Origin of the sequence: Nonomuraea antri, from assembly GCF_013283785.1 — a bacterium.
GTDB classification, from domain to species: Bacteria; Actinomycetota; Actinomycetes; order Streptosporangiales; family Streptosporangiaceae; genus Nonomuraea; species Nonomuraea antri.
In genome coordinates, this window is the sequence record NZ_JABCPZ010000178.1 from 1 (window position 1) to 23,835 (window position 23,835).

The window sequence follows — 23,835 nt, forward strand, 5'->3', positions numbered from 1 at the left end:
AGCTCCAACCCCCACCCCGACCCCCCAGCGGACGGTGGGATCGACTTCAACTCCGGTCGGCCGCCGGTCTTCACCGACTTTCTCTACTTCAGCTACAACCTGGGCATGACCTACCAGGTCTCCGACACCGACGTCTCAAGCTCGACCATCCGCAGGATCGTGCTGCGCCACTGCCTCCTGTCGTACGTCTTCGGCACCGGCATCCTGGCCACCGCGATCAACCTGGTCGCCGGGATCGTCACCGGCTGACCCCAGGATCCAGCACCTCGGCCGCCGCCCGCCGGCCGGATTCGACGGCGCCGTCGAAGTAGCCGTTCCACCGGGTCGCCGTCTCGGTGCCGGCCCAGTGCAGTACGCCGACGGGGGCGCGGAGCGCCGGCCCGTACCCGGTCCAGGCGCCGGGCACGGGGTGGCCGGAGAAGCAGCCGCGGGTCCACGGCTGGGCGGACCAGTCGTACTCGACGAACTCGCGGGCTTCGAGCGCCCGCGCGCCGAACAGTGCGGCCAGCCGCTCCAGCACGGCGCGGCGGCGGGCGGCGGCGTCCATGGCGCGCAGCCGGTGCGCCTCGGCGCCGTAGGCGAACGAGGTGAGCACCGCGCCGGGGCCGCCCGGCGGGGTGTTGTCCGCGGTCTCGGTGAGCGGGCCGTCGTTGCTGGTGCTGATCCCGGACAGGCCCTGGTCGCGCCAGAACGGCCGGTCGTAGACGGCGTGCGTCTTGAGCCCGTGCCCGGCGGGCATGCGCTGGGTGAGCCCGTCGCGCTGGACGGGCAGCGCCGGGCTGTAGTCGACGCGTCCGGCCAGGACCGGCGGGATGGCGACGACGACCCGGCGCGCGTCGTGCCGGCCCAGGTCGGTGAGCACCCGGGCGCCGCCGGACGTGTGCTCGATCCGCCGGACCGGCTCGGCCAGGCGCAGCGTTCCCTCGGGCAGGGCGGCCGCCATGCGTTCGGCGATCACCTGCGGCCCGCCCGCCACCCGGTGCGACTGCGCCGCGCCCGCGTAGCCGGCCAGCATGTCCAGTCCTTGGCCGCTGGCCAGGTAGAACAGCGTGTGCAGCAGTGACACCTCGCCGGCGTCGGTGGCCAGCAGCGCGCCCGCCGTCGCCCGGGCCACCGCGCGGGCCGCTGCCGGATCCTGCGCGTGCGCGGCCAGCCAGGAGGCCAGGGTGGTGGTGTCCCATTCGCGGGCGCGCGGGTGCCGCCACGGTTCGTCCACCGGTACTTCGCGGCTGAGCCCGTCGAGTCGCTCGCGCAGCGCGGCCACCTCGGCGGGCGGCTCGGTGAGCCGGCGACCCTCGTACTCGACGACGGGCCGGCCGTGCTCGGGGCTCGGGTAGGTGTCCACGCGGAAGCGCGCGATCAGCTCCTGTACGTGGTGCTGCGTCGGTCCGACCCACTGGCCGCCGAGGTCGAGCTGGGTGCCGTCGGGCAGCACGCGGGTGAGCACCCGGCCGCCGACCCGGTCGCGGGCTTCGAGCACCACGACGCGCAGCCCGGCCTCGGTCAGGTCGAGTGCCGCGGCCAGCCCGGCGAATCCGGCCCCGATCACGATCACGTCATGAGCGTCCATCACGGTGTCATCTACCCACCATCACCCGTCTGGTCACACCAGCCCCAAACCCCCCACAGGTCTCAAATCGAACATAAAGTAATAACGACATAAAATTGCCCCAAACGGCACATATAACCTCTCTTGCGCAAAGAAATGACAAAGCGGACATAGATCGTCCGTTGCGCAAGGAGCCGCACCCATGTCGCCCCACCGCCTGCTGCTCGCTGCCGCATGCCTGCTGACCGCTGTGCCCGCACTTCAGGGCACCGCCAGCGCCACCACCGGCACAGCCAACGCCCTCGCCTACTGCCAGATTCCGGACACCCCGGCCGTCACCGCCCAGGAGTCCGGGCCGCGTACCGGCTACCTCCTCGGCTCCGCCACCGACGCCTCGGTGAGCTGGGTCTACCCCAGCCCCAAGCCCACCGCCAAGGAGCCCACCGCCGCCCAGCGCCAGGACTACGCCGGCTTCCCCAGCCTGACCGCCGTGGACGTGGTCAAGCCCGACGGCACCCCCGGCCAGAAGGTCATCGCCACCTGGTCCAAGAACGTCGACGCGGGCGTCAAGCAGTCCACCGCCCTGGCCGTCTCGGACAACGGCGGCGAGACGTTCGGCGCCCCGGTGCCGACCGACCTGCGCGAGGCCCCGATCCAGCTGCACGACGGCCGCCTGTTCGCCACCGCGTACTACCTGACCAAGGTCGACGCCCACACGAACAAGCTGAACATCCTGACGTCGTCCGACCTGGGCGAGACCTGGACCACCACGTCCGCCACCTTCTCCAGCCCGGACGAGCTGACCGGCGGCGGCGTCGCGCACGGCCAGCCGATCCAGCTGCCCGACGGCACGATCCTGGTCACCGTCTACACCCGCTACACCGCGGCCGGCGACCGGTACAACTCCGAGGTGTACGCCAGCACCGACGGCGGCCGGAGCTTCACTCGGCGCGGCGTGATGGCCAGGTCCGACGCCACCTACACCTACGACGAGACCGCGATCGAGCAGACCGCCGACGGCAGCCTGCTGGCCGTCATGCGGCGCGACGGCGGCACGTACGCCACCCTGCACCAGACCCGTTCCACCGACGACGGCCTCACCTGGTCACCCGTGAGCGACCTGCGGCTCGGCGGCCAGAGCTGCGTGGTACGCGGCGTGGCCCCGCGCCTGCTGCTCATGCCCAACGGCGTGCTGGTGCTCAGCGCCGGACGTCCGGACAACTGGGCGGCCATCTCCACCGACGGCCGCGGCGACTCCTGGACCCAGCAGCGGGTGACGTACCACAACCGCGACGGCGTGTACGACGCGCACGGCTCCTCCGGCTACACCGGCGTGGTCGCGGTCGGCGCGAACCGGCTGCTGCAGATCGTCGACAACTGCAAGCTGCCGGGCGTCAACGCCGACGGCAGGCTCAACGAGTCGGCCTGCCCGGCCGGCGGCAGGTTCGAGCACGGCAGCTGGTACGCCATCAAGCGCCGCCACCTGGACGTCCTCACCCCCGACGCGGGCAAGATCGACCTGGCGAACAAGTACCGGCAGGGCGAGCTCACCGTCGACACCACGATGACCTGGTCGAGCCAGAACCGGCCGCGGGTGCGCCCCGACGGCGCCTTCGACGGCAGCACCAACTACTGGTCGAGCGCGGTCGCGGCCGGTCCCGGCGAGTACGTGATGCACCTGGACCGCGACTACACCTTCACCCGCCTCGGCCTGAGCCTGCGCCCCGGGCACGCGGCGAGCGCCCGCGTGTACGTCTCCAAGGACGGCCAGAACTGGGGCGAGCCGGTCGCCACGATCACCGGCCGCACCGACTACGCGCTGCGCTACCAGGCGATCAACGCCGCCGGCCGGCACGTCAAGGTCGTCACCGACGCGGTGGCCGGCTGCGACGCCGAGATCGGCGAGACCTGCGCCATGCTGAACGAGGTCGAGCTCTACTCGACCACCGACACCTTCGACAACGACCCGGTCTCCATCCGCCCGCGCGGCTACCAGAACCTGTCCAACGCCTGGGTGGTGCCCCCCGCCGTGGGCGCCGACCGCAGGCTGAAGCTGAGCGACTTCTCCACCGGCTCGATGGCCAAGGCCACCCGCACCACCACCGCGGCCACCCGCAAGACGCTGGAGTTCCGGTACTACCCGAACACCGTGGCCAACTCGTTCCTGTTCACGCTGACCAGCGGCACCGTGTCGCCGTACCACCTGAGCATCTCCAAGTCGGGCTCGCTCAGCCGCTACGACGCCAGCGCCAGGAAGTGGGTCACGCTGGCCCCGGCCGGCACGGTCGGCGCCGGCTGGAGCCGGATCAGGCTGGAGGCCACCACCGGCTCGGCCGCGCTGTTCGTGAACGACCGCCAGGTCGCCACGCTGGCGGCGAGCCCGGCGGCGTCGTCGCTGAGCGGCTACTCGTTCACCAGCGCGGGCACCGCCACCGTCGGTGACGAGGCGCTGTTCGACGACATCCGCTTCGAGTAGCCGCGGGCCCGGCGCGTCACGCCGGCGTGGCGCGCCACCGGTCCAGGCCCCGCTCGATCGCCTCGATGATCCGCGGCCGCAGCTCGGCGGCGCTGATGATGGAGTCGACCGAGCCGACCTCGACCGCGCGCTGGATGCTGTGCACCCGGTCGAACTCGGCGGCGACCTCGCCCAGCTTCTCCGCCCTGACGGCCGACTGCACCTCGGCGAGCTGGGCGTTCAGCGTCGCCCGGTCGGCGCCTTCGGCGAGCGCGAGCTGCTCCTGCAGCTTGGTCACCCGCGGGTCGGTCGCGGTGCGGTTGTTCACCTCGCCGGAGAACACCACCGCGGCCGCCGGGGCGCCGCCGAGCACCGAGGCGAACGAGCCCTCCAGCGCCAGCACGGTCATGTTCGGGTTGAGCGCCTTGGAGAACACCACGAACGCCCCGCCGTGGTAGCGGGAGATCACGCAGAACACGATCGGCCCGTCGAAGTTGACGATCGCCCGGCCGATCTCCGCGCCGTACTCCAGCTGGAGCTTGCGCATCGACTCGGGAGAGCCGTCGAACCCGGACAGGTTCGCCAGCACCACCAGCGGCCGGTTGCCGGAGGCCGCGTTGATCGCCCGCGCGGTCTTCTTCGACGACTGCGGGAACAGCGTGCCCGCGGTGTAGGTGTCGGGCCCGTCGGTGGGCGGGAAGCCGCGCCGCGGCACCGAGCGCGACTCGATGCCGATCAGGCAGACGGGACGGCCGCCGATGTGCACGTCCTGTACCGCGGACGTCTCCGCGTCGGCCATGCCCGCCCAGCGCTCCAGCACCGCATGGTCCTGGTCGGACAGCGCGCGCATCACGGTGCGGATGTCGAACGGCTTCTTGCGGTCCGGGTTGTGCGTGGCGGAGAAGATCTGGCCGACGGTGGTGAAGTCGCTGCCCGCGACGGTGTGCGGGAACTCCGACACGTCGCGGTCGGCCGGGTCGGCGGTGACGGCCTTGCGCGGCCCGCTCTCGCCGGGCGCGACGTAGGTGTGGTCGTAGTGCGCCATCAGCACGTCGCGGGCGGCGGCCAGGTTCGGCGCCCAGTACTGCGCCTGCCCGTTGGGGCCCATGACGCGGTCGTAGCCGCCGATGCCGAAGTTGTCCTCGGCCGACACGCCGCCGGAGAAGTCGAGCGACTGCTTGCCGGTGAGGACCATCGCCGAGTCTGGCGTCATCACCAGGATGCCCTTGGTGTGCATGAGCATCGTCGCCTCGGCGTTCCAGTACGGCTGCGCGCCCACCGTGATGCCGGCGACCACGATGTTGATCTCGCCGCCGTCTTGAGTGAAGGTGACGATGCGCTTGAGCGCGGCGGCCACCCAGTCCATGTTCTCGGTGCCCGAGGTCATCGAGATGCGCGCGCCGGCCGACAGCGCGAACCACTCCAGCGGCACCCGCATGCGCTCGGCCAGGTCGAGCGCGGCGATCACCCGCGAGCACTCCGGCTCGGACAGCGCGCCCAGCGACTTGGTCGGGTCGCCGAGCAGCACCACGCGGGAGACGCCCTCGGGGTGCCGCTCGGTCGGCGTGGTGACGACGCCGGCCACGATCGCCGCGGTGTTCCTGCCGCGCGGCCGGTCCACCGGGACCAGCGCGCCGTGCTCGTCCAGGTCGTGCTCGACGAACCCGCCGGCGGGGCCGGCCAGCATGCCGGTCAGCTCGTACGGGTAGACGTTCCCGCGCCTGGCCGCGCGCAGCACCTTCTGGCGGTAGTCGTCCAGCGGCTGGACGGGCTCCGTCGACGGCTTGCCGACCTCCAGGGTCGCGCCCCGGCCCGGGTCGAGCGTGATGCGCACGGCGACCTCGGACAGCTCGCCCGAGGAGGTGCGCTGGCGGGCCACGAACTGGACCTCTTCGAGACCGGCGCCCGCCGTGGTCGGCAGGATGCGCTGGACCAGCATGTTCAGCTCGTCGGTCGTCAGCTCGGTGGACGGCCAGACGTACATCAGGATCCGGTTGGTGTCGAACCGCTTGTTCTGCGGCCGCTGCGCCTGGATGTTGCGGATGGCGTCGAGGCCGGCGGTGAGCGCGTCCTCGACGGCGGGCAGCGCGACCAGCCTGCCGTCGGCCTCGCGCAGCGGGGTCAGGTCGCGGACCTGGCCCATCGCGATGAGCCGCTCGTCGGCCGGGTTGCTCCGCGCCACGGCCTTGAACAGGTAGACCTCCTCGTCGGCCGAGGGCAGGCGGGTGAGGTCGAACTCGCGCAGCCGCTGCAGCTGCAGGCGCTGGGCGATCTGCGGGTGCAGGCCGCGGATCAGCCGGTCCTCGGCGAAGCCGGCGCCCGGCTCGGCCTCGGGCCGGAAGGTGAAGTGGTGGTGCATGACCGCGCCGCTGGTGCCGACGACGGTGGTGGTGATCCGGCGGATGCCGGCGGGCCGCGGGTGCTCGGCGATGAGCCGGCCGAGCCGTTCGGCCATCACGTCGGCGTCGGGCTGGTTCTCCCACGTGACGTACAGGTCGGCGACCAGCCCGTGTTCGCGGACGCCCGCGGCGAACCCGCCCACGGCCCCGATGACGCCGGGCAGGTCGGCGAGGTCGACGGCGGCGGTGACCACGCGGGTGAGCCCGTGCGGGCCGTCGTGGTCGGCGGTGACGAAACGGCAGCCCGCGGCGTCGGCGGTGGTGACGCCGGTGAGCCCGCGGTTGCCGTAGTAGCGCCGGGTCAGCACCTCCAGCAGCGGCGCGTGGTCGCGGCCTGGCCGCCCGACCCACTGGCCGATCAGCCTGACCAGCGGCTCCGAGCTGCCCACCATGGCCTGGATCCGCTCGGCGCGGTCCGGCGCCTCGGGGTTCCTGTCCAGGTAACGCAGGTCGCTGCGGACGGCGGCGTAGACCTTGGCGCGGTTGCGGCGCAGCAGCGGCTGGGCGAACCAGCGGAAGACCACGCCCCTGGCCAGGTCGGACACCGCGGGGAAACGCACCTGCGTGGCCTCGACCAGGTGCTCGAGCGCGAGCCCGGCGCGTTCGCCGAGCGGTTCGAGCGGCGGCGCGCCGGCCAGCCACTGCCGCAGCAGCTCCGACACGACCGCGACGCCGGCGCTCATCCGCTGCTGGGCCAGGAAGATACGGAAGACCGCGGATTCCAGCTCCGGCGTGCGGTCGAGACCGTCGACGCCGTAGTGGGCGAAGACCTTGGCCAGCTTGGCGGTGAAGGCCTCGGTGACGCCGGCCCGTTCGACGTCGAGGCTCTGCAGGTAGCTGTGGAAGAACTCGCGCGGGCTGTGCACCGGGCTGCCCGGCTCGACGTCGAGCTCGCCGCCCGGCTTGTTGCGGCTCAGCTCGCACAGGTCGGCGAACACGGTGAGCAGGTCGAGCTCGCCCTCGATCGCCGCGCCCTCGGACTCGGCGCGGGCGGCCAGGTAGACCGACAGCGCGCCCCGGTGGCCGGTGGCGCCGGTGTCGAAGCCGAGCAGCAGGCCGCGCAGGTCCTGCAGGCCGCGCTCGACGCGCTCGGCGGCGGACATCTCGGCGCGCAGAGCGGGCAGGTCGATCTCGACGTTCTCGCCGGCGCCCGCGGCCTGCTCGCCGCCGGCCTCGTCGCCTTCGTCGGCGAGCGGTTCCAGGCGCATCAGCGGCGCGCCGGTCTCGACCTGGCTGCCCACCGACACCGGGCACTCGCGGACCTTGGCCCGGTACGGCGCGCGCAGCACCGTCTCCATCTTCATGCTCTCCAGCACCAGCAGCGGCGAGCCGGGCTCGACCTCGTCGCCGACCGCCAGCGGCGTGGCCACGACCAGCGCGGGCGCGGGCGAGCGGACGACGCCGCCCTCGTCGCGGCTGATGCGGTGGGTGACGCCGTCGACCTCGACCAGGTGGATCGGGCCGTGGGTGGCCGTCCAGAGGCGGAAGCGGCGGCCGTTGACCGTGATCTGGCCGCTGTGCTCGTCGAACCTGTCGACCTCGACGTCCGCCAGGTGCACGGGGCCGCCGCTGGAGACGCCGACGCGGAACCGCTTCTGCCCGGCCCTGGCCACGCTCAGCCGGTAGCCGGTGCCGCGGAGCTTGAGCTCCAGCGGGCGGCCCGGGTCGTGGCGCACCTGCGGGCGGCCGCCGTGCGCGGTGGACAGCAGCCGCTGCCTGCCGACCTCCTCCTCGTCCTGGTAGGCCTCGATCGCGGCGGCGGCCAGGGCGATGGCCGAGTGCTTGTGGCTGACCAGGCGGCCCTGGGCGCGTACCCGGTCGATCCAGCCGGTGTCGGCGCTGGCGTCGATCACCTCGGGCTGGTCGAGCAGGTCGAGCACGAAGCTCTTGTTGGTGGCGCCGCCCTCGATGATCACCGTGGTCTCGGCCATCGCCCGGCGCAACCGGCCCAGCGCCTGCTCGCGGTCGCGGCCGTAGGCGATGATCTTGGCGATCATCGAGTCGAAGTCGGCCGGGATGGTGTCGCCCTCGCTGACGCCGGTGTCGACGCGGATGCCGGGCCCGGTGGGCAGCACCAGGCGGGCCACGCGGCCGGGGGCGGGCGCGAAGTCGCGGTCGGGGTCTTCGGCGTTGAGCCTGGCCTCGACGGCGTGGCCGAGCTCGGCCGGCTGCTCGCCGTCGAGCTTGCCGCCCGCGGCCACGTGCAGTTGCAGCCTGACCAGGTCGGTGCCGGTGGTGATCTCGGTGATCGGGTGCTCGACCTGGAGCCTGGTGTTGACCTCCAGGAAGGCGAACAGCTTCTCGCCGGGGTGGTAGAGGAACTCGACGGTGCACGCGCCGCGGTAGCCGACGGCCACGGCGAGCCGTTCGGCCGCGGCCTTGAGCTCGGCGGTCTGCCCGGCGTTCAGCACGGGGGACGCCGACTCCTCGATGATCTTCTGGTTGCGCCGCTGCACCGAGCAGTCACGCACGCCCAGCGCCCACGCGGTGCCCTGGCCGTCGGCGATGACCTGCACCTCGACGTGACGGGCGCCGGTGACCAGCCGCTCCAGGAAGACCACGCCGGAGCCGAACGCGCGCAGCGCCTCCTGGCTGGTGCGCTCGTAGGCGTCGGTCAGATCCTCTTTGGAGGCGACCATGCGGATGCCGCGCCCGCCGCCGCCCGCGGTCGCCTTGAGCATCAGCGGGTAGCCGATCTCGTCGCCGGCCCGCAGCGCGTCGTCGAGCGTGGCGACCTCGCCCCGGCTCCACGGCGCGACGGGGACGCCGACCTCCTCGGCGATGAGCTTGGCCCCGATCTTGTCACCCAGCCTGCGCATCGCCTCCGCGCTCGGCCCGACGAAGGTCACGCCGATCCTCGCGCACAGCTCGGCGAACGCCGGGTCTTCGGCGACGAACCCCCAGCCGACCCACGCGGCGTCGGCCCCGGACTCGACCAGCGCCCGCTCCAGCACGGCGTGGTCGAGGTACGGCCGGTCCGCGGCGCGGCCCAGGTAGTGTGCGACGTCGGCCTCGCGGACGAAGGTCGCGTTGCGGTCGGCGTCGGTGTAGAGGGCGACCGTCTCGATCCGCGCTCCGGTTTCCGCGCTGAGATCCCGGACGGCATGGATGAGCCGCATCGCGGCCTCTCCCCGGTTCACGATGGCGACACGACTGAACACCGGCGACTCCCAACTCCCCACGTACAAAGGCGACGCCCGGGTTCCGGAGCGCCGCCTGCACCTCTTTCTACCCTGCATGATCAATGCCGGGTACCCCTATGTCCGGATCGCGCAGGACCGGGCCGTCGCACTGTAGGAACCCCACAAAGCGGAACGGCGAGATCCCCGTCCTCGGGCCGTCCCACGCGAGGTCTACCACAAACCCGGGAGCGCCCGCGCCGGGTCGGCACCCACGTCTCTTTTGGTGATTTTTCACTCGTAAACGCGCGATGACGCACAGTCACGGATGGCTCGCGTCCACTCGGCCAGCTCGGGGTCGTCCGCGGTGGCCTCGTACAGGTTCTGCCAGAGGTCCGCCCTGGTCCAGCGGGCGAACCAGCGGTGTGCGGTGGGCACGGTGACCCCGAACGCCGCGGGCAGGTTCTGCCAGGCGCAGCCGCTGGTGATCACGTAGACCACCGCGGCCATGACGGTGCGCTGGTCGGCGGCGGCCCGGCCGCCGCCCTGACGGCGCGGGCGCGGAGCGGGCATGAGGGAGCCGGCGATCTCCCACATCGCGTCGGTGACCAGCCGCCGGGCGAGCACGTCCATGTCATGATCCTCCCGCATGCCCTCTGACCTGCCAAATGAGACATAAGCCCAGGTGCGCGGGCGGGTCTCGCGGGGCTAACCTCGGGCCCCGATCGACGGCCTCGGCCGTCCTCGCCGGCGAGCCGGCCGGCGAGACCGACGACGAACGGAGAGACGACCATGACGATCCTGGTGACCGGCGCGACGGGCACGGTGGGGCGCATCGTGGTGGACCGGCTGCTGCGGGCCGGGCAGCCGGTGCGTGCCCTGACCAGGAACCCGGAGACCGCCGGGCTGCCCGCCGAGGTCGAACTGGCGACCGGGGACCTGGCCGGCGCGGGCGCCGCGCTCGACGGCGTGGACCGGGTGTTCTACCTGGGCGGCATGCTCGCCCCCGACGCGGCGGCCGAGCAGGCGGCGGCCTTCGCCGAGCAGGCGGTCAAGGCTGGGGTGACCCGGGTGGTCACGCTGTCCGGCCTGGCCGTCACGGTCCGGCGGCCGGGCAGCTACGAGATGCTGCGTGACGTCGAGGCGGCCATCGAGGCCTCCGGGCTGGAGTGGACGCACGTGCGTCCGGGCGAGTTCGCCGTCAACAAGCTGGACATGTGGGGTGAGTCCATCCGTACCGAGGGGGTGGTGCGCAGCGCCTTCCCCCGACGCGCTCGGCACGCCCGTCCACGAGGCCGACATCGCCGAGGTGGCCGTCGCCGCCCTGGTCGAGGACGGGCACGCGGGGCAGGCGTACTCGCTGAGCGGCCCGCAGGCGCTCAGCCACCGCGAGCAGGCGGCCGCCGTCGGCGAGGGGCTGGGCCGGAGCCTGCGCTTCGAGCCGCTCACCTACGGCCAGGCCCGCGCGGCCTACATCACCGCCGGGATCCCGCAGGAGATCGCCGAATACCTGCTCGGCTACCAGGCCGAGTACGCCGAGGAGCCGCCGTCGGTGCTGCCCGACGTGGAGCGGGTGCTCGGCCGGCCGGGCCGCACGCTGGCCCAGTGGGCCGCCGACCACCGCGCCGACCTGTCGCAGGAAGCCGGCCTGTCGTAGGAACACGGCCTGTCTTAGGAACACGGCCCGGCGGGGTTGTTCCGCAGCGCGGAACACCCCGTTGGGCCCGCGCCCCGGCTGCGCCACCCTGATCCGCATGCGCCATCTGATGAGAAACGCCCTGCTGGCGGCGGGTGTGACGGGCATGCTGCTGGGCCCGGCACTGCCGTCGCAAGCCGACGACGAGGTTCCGGCCAACGTGCCCGGTGTGTGCGGCGACCGGCGGCCGGCCGATCCCGCGCCCGGCGAGTACGGCATGCAGCTCGACGGCACGTTCAGGCACCCCTTCCTCACCCCGGCGGGAGAGGAGCGCTTCGCCTTCCCCGGCGGCGCCCAGGACCTGTTCCCCAAGACCAAGGGCTACGACCCCAAGTCGTACCTGGAGGGCCCGATCACGCTGGAGGCCTCCTACCGGGGCCCCGACTTCACCCCCGACTACTTCCACACCTGGCAGAACGTGGTCGACTTCGACGGCCGCCGCTACCTGTTCCAGTACGATAGGACCGAGGCCCGCGTCTACGACGTCACGAACGTCAAGGACGTCAAGATCGTCGAGCGGCTCACCGGCAAGGACTGGAAGGAGGCCGACTACTGGGGCGCCGCCACCATCCAGTGGCGCGACGGGCACTACGTGATGATCCAGTCGTTCGAGCAGAAGCGCCAGGTGGACGAGCTCGGCGACAGCCCCGAGCGCTCGAAGTTCAACAACCCCGAAGGCGTGGCGAAGCTGCGCGAGTCGACCACGTTCAAGGGCTTCAAGGTCTACCGGCTCGACGGGCCGCGCAGGAAGGACTGGACGCTGCTGTCGACGGTGACCACCGACCCGACGCTGACCGACCCGAAGCCGGGCGTACAGCAGGGGTCGGGCTCGCTGGACGTGCCGTACTGGACCGGCGGCAAGTACATGTTCATCGCCGTGGCGCCGCTGGACTCGTGGAGCAACACCGAGGTGCCCACCTACCTCTACTCGCCCGGCTACCAGGCCTATGACATGTCGGACCTGAAGCGTCCCAAGCTGGTGGGCGAGTGGCACCGGCCCGGGCAGGTGGCGGGCGAGGCGGCGTATGCGAAGAACCCGCGCTGCGGCAACCGCACCTCGTGGATGGGCGCCAGGATGCCGCTGTTCGTCTCCGGCAAGTACGGCTTCGCCGCGCTGGGCGGCTTCGGCCTGTCGATCCTGGACATCTCCGACCCGGCCCGGATGCGCGAGGTCTCCCACCTCGACCTGCCCATGTCGGTCGGCGGCACCGAGGCCGACAACGTGGACGTCTCCCAGTACGAGAAGACCGGCATGGTGTACGTCTCCGGCTACCCGCTGGGCGAGGACTGCCACGAGCCGTACAAGGAGGTCTACCAGGTCGACGCCCGCAACCCGGCCGAGCCTCGCATCGTCGGCGTGCTGCCCAGGCCGAAGCCGGCCGCCGGGGCGAAGTTCGCCGACTACTGCCAGCGCGGCGGCAGCTTCGGTCCCAAGCGCACCGGTTCCTACACCTCGCCCGGCGACCCGAAGCAGGGGCTGATCCCGTACGCGTTCTACAACGCCGGGGTGCAGTTCTTCGACGTGCGCGACGCCAAGCGGCCCAAGATCGCCGCCCAGTTCGTGCCGGCCGGCTTCAGCTCGCGGGTGCCCGACTACGCGCTGGGCAACCAGACCCACGCCATCTACGTGGAGTGGGACCGCAAGATCGTCTGGGTGTTCACCAACGACGGCATGTACGCCCTGTCGTCGCGTCAGCTGCTCGGCGCGCCCACGCTGGGCAAGCCCGACCGCCCCTACCGCAACTCCAGCCGCTAGCACTAGGGGCCGGCGCCCGGCTCACATGTTCGCGGCGCCGGCCTGGATGGCCTGCCTGATGCGGAAATACGTGCCGCAGCGGCAGATGTTGCGCAGGCCGTCGAGGTCGTCATCGGTGATCTCGCGGCCTTCCGCGGCGACGCGGCGCACCAGCGCCACCGCGGCCATGATCTGGCCGGGCTGGCAGTAGCCGCACTGGGCGACGTCGTGGTCGAGCCAGGCCCGCTGCATCGGGTGCAGGTCCGCGCCGACCGTGGCGGGCAGGCCCTCGATGGTGGTGACCTCGTCGGCCGGCCCGAGATCCCCGACCGGGATCGCGCACGGGTTGACCGCCCGGCCGTTGAGGTGGCTGGTGCACGCCTTGCAGACGTTGATGCCGCAGCCGTACTTCGGCCCGGTGATGCCGAGCACGTCGCGCAGGACCCACAGCAGGCGCACGTCGTCGGCGACGTCCACGGTGACCTGCTCGCCGTTGACGCGGAAGGTGTGTTCAGGCACTCGGCCCTCCTGGGTTCAGCCCGTCCGTGGGAGACGGCGGGACGGGCGGGACGGTGGGCTTGGGGACGAACGACAGCGTGCCGTGGTTGATCGGGAAGCTGGTCGGCATCGTCCCGGTCGCCCGGCCGTACGCGCAGGCCACGGCGGCCATGGAGGCGGCCACGCCGAGCTCCCCGGCGCCGCCGGGCTGGTCGGAGGTGTCGGGCATGACGATGATCCGCAGGTCGAGCGGGGTGTTCCACTGCCGGGTGTAGAAGTAGTTGTCCCAGCTCGCCTCCAGGAAGTACCCGTCGCGCAGGTGCAGGCTGGAGGTCAGGGCCAGCGCGATGCCGTCCATGACGCCGCCCATCATCTGCGCCTCCAGGCCGCGCGGGTTGACGGTGAGCCCGGCGTCCACGGCGAAGACGACCTTGGTGACGCGCGGCCCGGCGACGCCGTCGCGGATGGGCCTGCCGACGGTCTCGGGGCGGCAGTCGATCTCCACCAGCGCGGCGCTGACCGACTTGTACTCGGTGTGCACGGCGATGCCCTGCGCGGTGCCGGGTCGCATGGCCCGGCCCCACTGTCCGACCTCGGCCACCTTCGCCAGCACCGCGCGTGAGCGGTCGTCGCGCAGCCGGTCGCGCCTGAACCGGTAGGGGTCCTCGCCCATCCTGGCGGCGAGCTGGTCGGTGATGAGCTCCCTGGCGCACGCGACGTCGGGCGAGTAGACGTTGCGCATGCTGCCGGTGTTGAAGCCCTTGTCCGTCTCGCTGAGCAGCGTGGTCCCGGCGCCGAACGCGTAGGGCATGCTCTGGCTGAGGTGGAAGAACGTCTGGGCGAAGCCGATGTCGCCGACGGGCAGCCGGGCCGCCATGGCGGTGATGACCTCGCCGAGCCCGTGGCCGAGGTCGGTCGAGACGCTGGTGTGCCGCTGCTGGAAGCTCAGCACGGTGCCGCCGAGGTAGGCGGCGCGCACCCGGGAGGTGGCCATCGGGTGGGTGCGGCCCTGGCGGGAGTCGTCGGCGCGGTGCCACATGAGCTTGACGGGCTTGCCGAGCTTCCGCGACACCTCGGCGGCCTCCAGCGCGGCGTCGAAGAACAGCTTGCGCCCGAAGGAGCCGCCGCCCTGCGTGACGTGCACGGTGACCTTGCCCGGTGGCAGCCCGAGCCGGGCCGCGACGGCCTGCTGGGCGACGATCGGCGACTTCAGCGCCGACCAGATCTCCGCGCGGTCGGCGCGTACGTCGGCGATCGCGCAGTTCGGCTCCAGCGCGCTGTTGCTGCGGAAGTGGAAGGTGAACGCGCCTTCGACGACCGGGGTCGGTGGCCTGAGCCCGAGCGGCAGCTCGGCCGCGCGCAGTTCGGCCAGCACGCTCTCGTCGGACTTGCCCGCCGCGGTGCCCGGCCTCCAGGAGACCCGCAGCGCGCGGACGCCGTCGATGCACTGGCCGAAGGTCTCGGCGCGCACCGCCACCCCGGTGGAGATCACCACGACGTCGGTGACCCCCGGCATGGCGCGGACCTCGGCCAGGTTGGCCACCGAGCCGACCCTGCCGTTGATGGTGGGCGGCCGGCACACCATGGTCGGCTTCGCGCCGGGGATGTCGAGGTCCATGGTGAACTTCTTGCGCCCGGTCACCGCGTCGAGCGCGTCGATCCTGCCGTGCGGCCGGCCGATGACGGTGAAGCTCTCGCGTGGCGTCAGCTCGACGGACACCTGCCGGGTCCGGCTGCTGGCCGCTTTCGCGGCCAGCGCGCCGATGCCGAGGCGGCGGCCGGCCCGATCGCTGATCACGCCCGCCTCCAGCGTCAGCTCGCCGGCCGGCGCGCCGAATTCGGCCGCCGCGGCCGCGAGCAGCCGGTCGCGGGCGATGGCGGCGGCCACCCTGATCGGGGTGTACGTCGCGATGGTCGTGTTCGAGGCGCCGGTGAGCTGGTTGAAGACGAGCTCGGGCCGGGCGTCGGCGAGCGTGATCCGCACCCGGTCCAGCGGCACGGACAGCTCCTCGGCGATGAGCATGGCCGTCGAGGTGGTGATGCCCTGCCCCACCTCGGCCCGGGGCAGCGCGAACGACACCGTCCCGTCGGCGCCGACCTCGACCGAGATCAGGCCGGAGGTCGGCAGCGCGGCCGCGGTCATCATGTCGTTGAGATCGACCAGTTGCGTGACGTCCGCAGCGGAGGCCGGCGCCGGGGCCGGCGCGAAGCCGGCCGCCGCCACCAGGGTCGGCGCGGCGAGCACGTAGCCGAGGAAGCGCCGGCGGCCGAGGAGTTCGTCCATCGCGTCAGCCCGGACGGTTGGTCTCGGGTATGACGATCTTCGTCTCCTTGCCCTTGGTGAGGAAGAACATGATGTAGCGCCGGGCGGCCTCGTCGATGACCCAGGCGACCTGGGGCACCAGCGGCAGCGGAATGAGCCCTTCGCGGAACCTCACCAGCTTCGGCCACGCCGAGGCGACCAGCGGGTCCCAGATCGGCTCGCGCCCGATGCCGTCCCAGTCGGCCACCTGGTCGCCGACCAGGTATCTGGCCAGCGCGTTGCACAACGGCCGGCCCACGCCGCCCGGGCTGGTCTGCTCGGCGAGCTGGTCCAGCAGGATGTCGGTGAGTATCACGCCCTCGGGCGTGGGTCCCATGTTCCTGGGCAGGACCTGGTCCGACTGGGCCTCGGCCGCCTCCCAGGTGGCGGGGATGTATTCGTCCTTGATGCCGAGCATGTGCGCCGTCACCTGCCACACGTGCAGATACGCCGCGGAGTCCGCGGGCGTGATCGGGACCTTCCATTCGAGCATCTTGCGCATCGCGAACGTCGGCAAGGTGTGCCAGGTGACGAGCATGTCCTCCTGGCTGATCGGGATGTCGTACGGCCAGTGCGGCGACTGGCGCAGCAGGTGGCGCACCGCGGCGTGCACCAGCCTGGTCTTGACCGCCTCGACGACGCAGGTGCCTTCGGGCCGGTAGGCGTTCAGCGACCCGACGGCGAATCCCAGGATGCTCGTCTTGGCGACGCGGTCCTCCATGTCCGCGCCGCCCTTGGAGTAGACCGCGCGGGCCTCCTTGGGGATGGCGGTGCTGAGCATGCCGCCGCCCACGCCGTTGAGCAGGTTGAGATACAGCCCTCTGGACTTGTTGAACGCGGCCGCGGTGTCGAGCTTGCCGCGCTCGGCCCACGGCGGCAGTTGCCGTGCCTTCTCCATGAAGTCGCGCAGGTCGGCCGGCAGGCCGTCGGGCAGGGGCTGGTCGTTGCGGTTCCAGTCCCACAGCAGCCGGTTGACCTCGGGCACCGCGCCGCGGTCGAGCAGCGAGGCGACCAGCGGGTCGGCCTCGTCGTCCCAGACCCAGCGCGGGTCGAGCCCGGCACCCGCGCCGGCCACCGAGCCGGCGGGCGGCCACGTCCACGCCTGCGCGGGGCTCGCCATGCCCAGCGCGCCCGCCGCCCCCAGCGCGCCGCCCGCCAGCAACATCTTGCGCCTGCTCAGCTCGGACATGCTCGTGCGTTCCTTCCGGTCAGGACGGACGGTTGCTGTCGGGGATCTCGATGCTGATCGGCCGCGCCTCGGACAGGAAGAGCAGCGCCGCCTTGCGCAGGAACTCGTCGAACAGCCAGTACGCCTCGGGCGCCAGCGGGAAGGGCAGCAGCCCCTCGCGGACCGCGATGAACGGGCCCCAGGAGAGTTTGAGCAGCGGGTCCCAGACCGGCTCCCTGGGGATGCGCAGCCAGCCGGCGATCTGGTCGCCGAGCATGAACCGGGTGAACGCCCCCAGAACGGGCTTGCTGAGGATGCCGGCGTCGACCGTGGCGCCGAGGCCGAGCAGGATGTCGGCCAGCTTGACGCCCTCGGGGGTGGGCGCCAGGACCGGGGTGAGCACCTGCGCGGCCTGGCTGTTCGCCTCGGCCCACGAGGCGGGGATGTACTCGTCCTTGATGCCGAGCATGTGCGCGCAGAGCTGCCACGAGTGCAGGAACGCCGCGGACTCCGCGGCCGGGATGGGCACCTTCCACGCGGTCAGCTTCTGCATGACCGTGGTGGGCAGGCTGTGCCAGGTGACCATCATGTCGCGCTGGCTGATCGGGATCTCCTCGTCGGCGACCTCCGACCAGTACGGCGACTTCGGCAGCAGATGCCGCACCGCCGCGTGCACCAGCCGGGTCTTGACGCAGGTCACCACCATCTCGCCGTCGGGGCGGTAGGCGTTGTGGGACATGATGTCGTAGCCGAGCTTGGCGGTCTTGGAGATGCGGTCCTTCATGTCCGCGCCGCCCTGGGAGTAGTAGACCGCGCGGGCCTCCTTGGGGATGACCGTGCTCATCATCCCGCTGGCCAGGCCGTACAGGACGCCGAGGTAGAGCCCGCGCTTCTTGTTGAACTCGACGACGGTGGCCAGCTTGCCCTGGTCGGCCCACGGCGGGAGCGCGCGGGCCCGTTCCATGAAGTCGCGCAGGTCGGCCGGCAGCCCGGCGGGCAGCGGCTGGCCGTTCTTGGTCCAGGTGCGTAACAGCTCGTTGACCCTGGTCACGTCGCCGCGGTCGAGGATCGAGGCGACCAGCGGGTCGGCCTCCTCGTCCCAGACCCAGCGCGGATCGAGCCCGGCCCCCGCGCCGGCCACCGAGCCGGCGGCCGACCACGTCCACGCCTGTGCCGGGGTCGCGATGCTCAGCGCGCCGATCGCGCCCAGGGCACCGCCCGCCTTCAACATGTCGCGCCTGCTGAGTTCGCCCATGCCGCCGTTCCTCCTCCTCGCTGGGGGCCGAGAACGCTCGTTGATACGGTGAAACAACGTATGAGTCTGTGTATCATCAGAGCACACCGTGACGGGCATCACAAGAGCGCGGCCGCGGAGGCAGAATCACTTACAGGAGGTGATCGTGGAATCCGCGCTGTCCGCGCTCATGACGCCGTCCGACTCGGAGTCGCTGCTGGAGCGTGCCTACCTGGAGGCCGTCGAACGGGTCGACGACCTCGACGAGCTGCGCGCCCGCATCCTCGATGCCGCGTACGAGCAGTTCTGCCGGATGGGCATCCGGCGCTCCACCATGGAAGACGTGGCCCGGCGGGCGAAGGTCTCGCGCATCACCGTCTACCGGCGGTTCACCACCAAAGACGCGCTGGTCGAGCACGTGGTGCGCCGGGAGTTCCGCCGCTACTTCGACCGGTTCCTGGTCGACATCGAGCAGGCCGGCACCGCCGCCGACCGGGTGGTGCTGGGGTTCGTCAGCTCGTTGCGGGCGATCCGCGGCAACCCGCTGATCGGCGGGCTGATCGCGGTGGAGCCCGACCTCGTCGTGCCGTCCATGATCAACGACGGTGGCCAGACCCTGGCCATCGTGCGGCAGTTCGTGGCCGGCCAGCTGCGCCGCGAGCAGCACGCCGGCCACGTGCCCGGCGACCTGGACATCGAGCTGGTGGCCGAGCTGATGGTCCGGGTCTCGGCCTCGTTCCTGGCGATCCCCAGCCAGATCGTCGACCTCGACGACGACGCGCAGCTGGCCGCGGTGGCCAGGCGGTTCCTGGTGCCCATGCTGACGCCCCCGGCGGGCTGATCAGGGGGCGGTCCGCAGGACGAGCACGGCGGTGTCGTCCGCCTGCGCGCCCGGGATCTCGTGCTCGATGAGCGACCTGGCCAGGTCGTCCAGCGGCAGTCCTGGCTCCGGGGCGAACCTGGCGGCCAGCTCGGTGATCGCCTCGCCGAGGTCGTGGCCCGGCTGCTCGATCAGGCCGTCGGTGTAGAGGGCCAGCACCGAGCCGGGCGGCAACGGCAGCTCGGCGGTGAGGTACTCGGCGTCCGGGTCGATGCCGAGCAGCGTGCCGGGCACCGTGTCGAGAATCCTGGTCGGCACGCCCGGGCTGCTGATCAGCGGCGGCGGGTGCCCGGCGCTGGCCAGGCAGGCGACGTGCTCGGCCAGGTCGAGCCGGAGATAGAGGCAGCTGGTGAAACGGTCGGGGGTCAGCTCGCTCATCAGGCGGTTGGTGTGCGCCAGCACCTCGCCCGGGGTCGCGCCCGCGGTGGCGTGCGTGTGGATGGCGGTGCGCACCTGGCCCATGAGGGCGGCGGCGGTCATGTCGTGGCCCTGCACGTCGCCGATGACGGCCGCGGCCACCGTGTCGCTGAGACGGATCAGGTCGTAGAAGTCGCCGCCGATGTCCATGCCGGGCATGGCGGGCACGTAGCGGGCGGCCACGTCCAGGCCGGCGATCTCCGGCAGGTTCCGCGGCAGCAGGCTGGCCTGCAGGCACTGGGCGAGCTGGTGCTTGTTGTCGTACAGCCAGGCCCGCTCGAACGCCTGGGCGATCAGCCCGCCGAGCGCCGTGAACGCCGCCCGCTCCTCCCTGCTGAACCGGTGCGGACGGTCGAAGGCCAGCACGCACGTGCCGATCGGCCGGCCCGAGGTGACCAGCGGCAACACCGCCCAGGCCTCCATGGTGGCGGTTTGGGGGACGTCCGGGTATGCCTGGAGGAGTTCGTCCCTGGTGGCGTAGAAGGAGGGCTTTCTCGGGTCGTAGCCGGAGGGCGGGTGGGCCCGGCGCAACATCGGACGGCCGTCGAACTCCTCGACGACCTCCTTGCCGTAGCCGCGCGAGGCCGCCACCCGGATCCGGCCGCTGTCCCAGGTGAGGATGGCCAGGGCCTGCGCGCCGTAGACCGGCACGACGTGGTCGGCCACCAGGTCCACCACGTCCTGCGCGCTCACCGCCCTGGCCAGCGTGGTCGCCAGGTGCAGCATCTCGTGCAGCCTGGCCGAGCGCAGACGGCGGTCACGCCCGCCCGGCGGTCTCGGCGTGGCCGCGGTCGGCGTGATGCGCAACGTCATGCCCGGCACGCCCGGATAACACTGGATCAGCAGTTCCCTGCCGTCCGGGCGGCGGGCGGTGAAGTGCGTGGCCTGGTGGCTGACGACCGCCGACCGGTAGCGGTCCTCGTAGACCGGGTCGTCCAGCCAGGGCACCGCCGCGTACAGGCGCCGGCCCATCAGCTCCGCCGCCGACGCGTCGAGCAGGTCGGCCGCGTGCGCGTTGACGAACGTGACGCGGGTCAGGGCGTCCAGGTGGCAGTAGCCCTCGGGCAGGGCCTCGAGCGACTGCAACGCGGCCAGCGCGGCACGCGGGTCGCGCCGGTGCGCGCGGACCGGGTCGAGTATCCGCGGCTGGTGCCCGGCGGTGATCGGGCTGCCCCGCTCGCTCGCCCGCCGCATCAGGCCGCCCATCCTGGCGCAGATGCCGTCGATGACGTCGATCTGGCGCTCGGTCAGGTCGGCCGCGTGCCCCGCCGGCCAGGCCAGCGTCAGCCCGCCCCAGATCACGCCCGCCGAGCTGAGCGGCGCGGTGGCCATCGCGAACGGGTACGGCAACGCCAGCGACACCGCCGGGAAGTCGCGGGCCAGCGACTCCCGGTCGCGGAACCACATGAGCCGCCGGTCGCGCACCGACAGCGAGACCGGGATGGGGTCGCTGAGCCTGATCCTGGCCCACACGCGGGCGATGGTGACGGGCATGCCGATGGACGACACCATGCGCAGGGCCCGGTGGCTCTCGTCCAGGACGTACACGATGCCCATGTGGGCGCCCACGTCGTAGACGGCTTCGATCAGCATCTCGTCCAGGCGGGACGACTCGTTCGCCGCGCCAGGGGCCGAGCCGCCGTCGTCAGGCCGCGTCACGGCCCGCCGGGCTCGTACGCACTGAGTGATCACTCCACCGCATATCGCCAGAATAGGAGCGGGTGAGCATGGCGGTTCTCAATGAGAGGTGCGGATTCACCCATGAACATCCCGTCCGCCCACCTTGACCTCCCTCGACCTCCCTCGACCTCCCTCGACCTCCCTCGACCGAACGGACCGGCTGCCGTCACCTGGAGTCCCGTCGCGCGCCCCACCGCACGGGGCCGGACCGGCTGCCGTCGCCCGGGAACTCCACGCGGTCCGTGCGTCCACCTCTCGGGGCCGAGTGGGCTGCCGCCGCCCACAACTCCACGCGGTGCATGCGCCCCACCTCTCGGGGGCCAGACCGACTGCCGCCGCCCAGGTACTCCACGCGGTGCGTGCACCCCCACCTCTCGAGGGCCGAGTGGGCTGCCGCCGCCCAAGAGCCCCGCGTGCTCGCCTGCGGCCCGCCCTCCTGTGGGGGCCTCGGCCCTCCTGCGGGGCCTCGGCGCGGGCGTGGGATCGGCCGCACCCTGGCCGCCCCTCGATGTCCCCCGCGCTGGGACGCCCCGCGTGCGGCGTGTGGCGCCGGTTACGGCGTGGCGGTCGGGTGGTCCTGGAGCAGGTGGCGGGTGCACGCGTACTCGTAGGAGGCGCCGATGCGACTCCAGGCGGCCAGCGACGCGCGGAGGGCGGCGGGGTCGTGGCGCGCGCCGAAGTCGTGGCGCCCAGCCGGGTCGCGCAGGGCGGCCGGGTCGCGGAGGGCGACGGGGGCCTGGTGCGCGTGGGCGCGGGCTCGGGTGCGGGCGACGGATGCGGCGGCCCAGGCGTTCTCACGGGCCAGGGCGGCGGCCTCGGCCAACCGCCGCTCCGCGTCGGGCAGGCCCGCCAGGACGGCCAGTTCGGCTCCCGCCGCCCGGGCGTAGGCGGCCGACCAGCCGGTACCCGGCCCGTCGAAGGCGCGGGCGACCAGGGCGGACGCGTCCTGGGTCGTGCCGGTGCCCACGGCGACGCGGGCGTCCACGAAGGCGGCGAAGGTCAGGCTGTCACGCGCCAGGGCCGGGTTACGCGTGCCGATCGCCTGCTCGGCCCGCAACCGCCAGAGCCGGTAGGCACCACCGTGACCTGCGCCATCACCACTGATGCCACCGCCGGTGCCGATGCCACCGCCGATGCCGGTGCCTGCGCCGTCACCGGTGCCGATGCTGTCGCCGGTGCTGTTGTCGCGGCCGTTGCCGTCGCGGCCGTTGCCGTCGCGGGCGTCGCCGTCGCGGGCGTCGCGGGCGTCGCGGCCGTTGCCGTCGCGGGCGTCGTTGCCGTCGTGGCGGTGGGCGTCGTGGCGGTGGGCGTCGTTGCCGTCGTGGCGGTGGGCGTCGCTGGTGTCGGGGCTGAGGAGGCCGTGTGCCAGGGCGATGGCGGAGGCGGCGGGGGCGAGCCAGGCGGCGATCGGCGTGCCCGAGCGCTGCCAGGCGTCCCACATGGGTTCGGCGTATCCCAGCGCCTCCTCGAAACGGCCGAGCAGCACCAGCGGCGGGATCAGTTTGGCCGTCACACGGTAAGGGTGGGCGCCGAGCAGGTCGTCGCGCGCGATCCGCTCAGCCGTGGCCAGTGCGCCCACCAGGTCGCCGGCGGCGATCGCGGTGAGCCAGGCCGCGTGGAAGGAGTCGAGGATCTCGGCCGCGGCCGACGGGTGCTGGCGGTTCAGCAGGTCCAGCAGGTCCAGCCGTTCCCTGGCGATGTCGTGTGCCCGGCGGAAGCGTCCGGCGCGGGTGGCCACCGTGCCGAGTGCGTCCAGGGCGGCGCTGATGAGCACGGGGTCACCGGTCGCGCGAGCGGCCGCGACGGCGACCTCGGTCCGGCCGGGATCGGGACGGGAGCTGGACGGGCCGGTGTTCCAGGCGGCGGCAGCGGCCAAATGGGCGGCCACGACGGGACCCGTGATCACAGGGACGGCGACCTCGGAGTCACGCGGCTGCCCGGCAGTGGCCGCCGCGTCGGAGAGAGCGGTACCTGGACCAGCGACGGACAACGCATCGGCGGGGGCGGCATGCGGACCGGCGACGGCCGTCGCGTCGGCCGGAGCGGTACGCGGACCAGCGGCGGACAGCGCGTCGGAGAGGCCAGCACCCGAACCGGCGACGGCCGCCGCGTCGGCGGGGGCGGTATGCGGACCGGCGACGGACAGCGCGTCGGAGAGAGCGGTGCCCGGAGCGGCGGCGGTCGGCGCATCAGCGAGGGCCGTATGCGGACCGGCGGTCGCCGACGCGTCGGACAGGGCGGTACCCGAACCGGCGGCGGACAGTGCGTCGGTGAGGAGGGCGTGTAACCGCTGTTCAGGCACCGGGTCGGGAAAGCCGGAGATGAACCTGTTGGCGATGACGACCGCCTGGGCCAGCGCGACCGTCCGCGCCTCGAACGCGCCCGCGGCCCCGGCCCGCTCGGCGGACTCCAGCAGCAGGTCGTAGGCCCAGCGAGCGAGACCCACGGCGAACACGGTCTGGGCGGCGGTACGCAAGTCCGCCGCGGCCGCCGCGGGATCGGGCGCGTGGCGGGCGGCCTGTTTGAAATGCCCGAGCGACTCGGTCACCAGGTGGGCGGCGTAGGTGAGGTGGCCGAGTGAGCGGGCGAGGACGTGGGCGAGCTCGCCGGGTGCCGGCGGTGCGTTCGTCAGGGCCGCGCGCAGGTCGTCGCAGACGGCCGCGAAGTCGGCCCGCCATCGCTCCCCGTCCCCCACGTCAGCCC

Annotated in this window: 13 protein-coding genes and 2 pseudogenes; 6 read left to right on the plus strand and 9 right to left on the minus strand. The window is 72.5% G+C overall.

Annotated features, from left to right (window positions below):
* On the plus strand, positions 1 to 249 hold a 249-nt coding region (locus HII36_RS39675; protein ID WP_173528487.1), incomplete at its 5' end, for a DUF1345 domain-containing protein.
* On the opposite strand, the gene HII36_RS39680 is transcribed toward HII36_RS39675, so the two are convergent.
* The gene (locus HII36_RS39680; RefSeq protein ID WP_173528488.1) at positions 239 to 1,570 is read right to left on the minus strand and encodes a flavin monoamine oxidase family protein; all 1,332 of its coding nucleotides are present in this window, start codon (positions 1,568 to 1,570) and stop codon (positions 239 to 241) included. The genes HII36_RS39675 and HII36_RS39680 overlap by 11 nt on opposite strands.
* Before the next feature lie 181 nt (positions 1,571 to 1,751).
* On the opposite strand from HII36_RS39680, the gene HII36_RS39685 reads away from it, so the two are divergent.
* Positions 1,752 to 4,025 carry an exo-alpha-sialidase gene (locus HII36_RS39685; RefSeq protein ID WP_173528489.1) on the plus strand — a complete coding sequence of 758 codons (2,274 nt, stop codon included), beginning with the start codon at positions 1,752 to 1,754 and terminating at the stop codon, positions 4,023 to 4,025.
* 16 nt (positions 4,026 to 4,041) lie between these two features.
* Here HII36_RS39685 and HII36_RS39690 read toward each other — a convergent pair whose 3' ends face one another.
* Together HII36_RS39690 and HII36_RS39695 are read right to left on the minus strand one after the other, a co-directional pair.
* Positions 4,042 to 9,564 carry an ATP-binding protein gene (locus HII36_RS39690; RefSeq protein WP_173528490.1) on the minus strand — a complete coding sequence of 1,841 codons (5,523 nt, stop codon included), beginning with the start codon at positions 9,562 to 9,564 and terminating at the stop codon, positions 4,042 to 4,044.
* Between the two features lie 252 nt (positions 9,565 to 9,816).
* Positions 9,817 to 10,155: a transposase gene (locus HII36_RS39695; protein ID WP_173528491.1), complete on the minus strand. Its 339-nt coding sequence runs from the start codon at positions 10,153 to 10,155 to the stop codon at positions 9,817 to 9,819.
* 159 nt (positions 10,156 to 10,314) lie between these two features.
* Here HII36_RS39695 and HII36_RS58905 point away from each other — a divergent pair.
* The 3 genes and pseudogenes from HII36_RS58905 to HII36_RS39705 all read left to right on the plus strand — a co-directional run.
* Positions 10,315 to 10,668, plus strand: a pseudogene (locus tag HII36_RS58905) (SDR family oxidoreductase); the annotation flags it as partial.
* A 76-nt stretch (positions 10,669 to 10,744) separates the two neighbouring features.
* Positions 10,745 to 11,179, plus strand: coding sequence for a Rossmann-fold NAD(P)-binding domain-containing protein (locus HII36_RS58910; RefSeq protein ID WP_328808098.1), 435 nt, complete (start codon positions 10,745 to 10,747; stop codon positions 11,177 to 11,179).
* A gap of 97 nt (positions 11,180 to 11,276) precedes the next feature.
* A complete protein-coding gene (locus HII36_RS39705; protein WP_173528492.1) occupies positions 11,277 to 12,974 on the plus strand; it encodes an LVIVD repeat-containing protein in 1,698 nt (565 codons plus the stop codon).
* A gap of 21 nt (positions 12,975 to 12,995) precedes the next feature.
* On the opposite strand, the gene HII36_RS58915 is transcribed toward HII36_RS39705, so the two are convergent.
* From HII36_RS58915 to HII36_RS39725, 4 genes are read right to left on the minus strand one after another with little or no spacing between them, the layout of a single operon-like run.
* A complete protein-coding gene (locus HII36_RS58915) occupies positions 12,996 to 13,472 on the minus strand; it encodes a (2Fe-2S)-binding protein (RefSeq protein ID WP_173528493.1) in 477 nt (158 codons plus the stop codon).
* Positions 13,465 to 15,735: a molybdopterin cofactor-binding domain-containing protein gene (locus tag HII36_RS39715; protein ID WP_173528494.1), complete on the minus strand. Its 2,271-nt coding sequence runs from the start codon at positions 15,733 to 15,735 to the stop codon at positions 13,465 to 13,467. Before HII36_RS39715 ends, HII36_RS58915 begins: the two co-directional genes overlap by 8 nt.
* 4 nt (positions 15,736 to 15,739) lie before the next feature.
* Positions 15,740 to 16,942, minus strand: a complete 1,203-nt coding sequence (locus HII36_RS39720; protein WP_173528495.1) for an oxygenase MpaB family protein — start codon at positions 16,940 to 16,942, stop codon at positions 15,740 to 15,742.
* A 19-nt stretch (positions 16,943 to 16,961) separates the two neighbouring features.
* On the minus strand, positions 16,962 to 18,176 hold the full coding sequence (locus HII36_RS39725) for an oxygenase MpaB family protein (RefSeq protein ID WP_173528496.1): 1,215 nt from the start codon (positions 18,174 to 18,176) through the stop codon (positions 16,962 to 16,964).
* Between the two features lie 169 nt (positions 18,177 to 18,345).
* Between HII36_RS39725 and HII36_RS39730 the strand changes: the two genes are divergently transcribed.
* Positions 18,346 to 18,996, plus strand: a complete 651-nt coding sequence (locus tag HII36_RS39730; protein WP_173528497.1) for a TetR/AcrR family transcriptional regulator — start codon at positions 18,346 to 18,348, stop codon at positions 18,994 to 18,996.
* Here HII36_RS39730 and HII36_RS39735 read toward each other — a convergent pair whose 3' ends face one another.
* Positions 18,997 to 21,111 (minus strand): PP2C family protein-serine/threonine phosphatase, encoded by a 2,115-nt coding sequence (locus tag HII36_RS39735; protein ID WP_328808097.1) that lies wholly within the window; start codon positions 21,109 to 21,111, stop codon positions 18,997 to 18,999. It lies immediately after the preceding gene.
* 574 nt (positions 21,112 to 21,685) lie between these two features.
* Positions 21,686 to 23,835: pseudogene (locus HII36_RS39740) on the minus strand (hypothetical protein); the annotation flags it as partial.

What these genes read in the sequence shown, in the direction of transcription:
- HII36_RS39680 (WP_173528488.1), bottom strand. Translation starts at nt 1,570, where the DNA reads ATGGACGCTCATGACGTGATCGTGATCGGGGCCGGATTCGCCGGGCTG.
- HII36_RS39685 (WP_173528489.1), top strand. Translation starts at nt 1,752, where the DNA reads ATGTCGCCCCACCGCCTGCTGCTCGCTGCCGCATGCCTGCTGACCGCT.
- HII36_RS39695 (WP_173528491.1), bottom strand. Translation starts at nt 10,155, where the DNA reads ATGGACGTGCTCGCCCGGCGGCTGGTCACCGACGCGATGTGGGAGATC.
- HII36_RS39705 (WP_173528492.1), top strand. Translation starts at nt 11,277, where the DNA reads ATGCGCCATCTGATGAGAAACGCCCTGCTGGCGGCGGGTGTGACGGGC.
- HII36_RS39715 (WP_173528494.1), bottom strand. Translation starts at nt 15,735, where the DNA reads ATGGACGAACTCCTCGGCCGCCGGCGCTTCCTCGGCTACGTGCTCGCC.
- HII36_RS39720 (WP_173528495.1), bottom strand. Translation starts at nt 16,942, where the DNA reads ATGTCCGAGCTGAGCAGGCGCAAGATGTTGCTGGCGGGCGGCGCGCTG.
- HII36_RS39725 (WP_173528496.1), bottom strand. Translation starts at nt 18,176, where the DNA reads ATGGGCGAACTCAGCAGGCGCGACATGTTGAAGGCGGGCGGTGCCCTG.
- HII36_RS39730 (WP_173528497.1), top strand. Translation starts at nt 18,346, where the DNA reads ATGACGCCGTCCGACTCGGAGTCGCTGCTGGAGCGTGCCTACCTGGAG.